The 303-nt window shown below is 61.1% G+C and carries 1 protein-coding gene; it reads right to left on the bottom strand.

The genetic code is table 11. The features are described 5' to 3' along the window. Position 1 precedes the first annotated feature (1 nt). A partial coding sequence (locus HX786_RS31655; protein ID WP_178913100.1) for a DMT family transporter occupies positions 2 to 303 on the bottom strand: 302 nt, incomplete at its 5' end.

The raw sequence follows: 303 nt of genomic DNA, 5'->3' as shown, positions 1-303 counted from the left end.
CTTAACCCCGCGCAATCAGAACAAGTGCCACCACAATCAACGCCAAGGCAATCCAGCGTTCGCCATTGACCCGCTTGCGCGCCGCGCCGAACCAGCCGAAATGGTCGATCAGCACGCTCTTGCCGACTTGCCCCGAAAGAATCGCGATCATGGTCATCGCGATGCCGATATGCGGCGTGGCCAGGGTCAGTACCACCACGTAGATCGGCCCCAGGAAACCGCCGATCAACTGCCAGCGCGGGAGCTCGGACAACGCCGGGCCTTTTCGCGGGCCACTGAACAACAGCAGTAGAAACAGGATCG

It is taken from the genome of Pseudomonas sp. 21615526 (genome assembly GCF_013386245.1).
In the GTDB taxonomy this organism is placed as follows: domain Bacteria; phylum Pseudomonadota; class Gammaproteobacteria; order Pseudomonadales; family Pseudomonadaceae; genus Aquipseudomonas.
The sequence above is the reverse complement of the archived record's forward strand: the minus strand, read 5'-3'. Positions and strand labels throughout refer to the sequence as shown.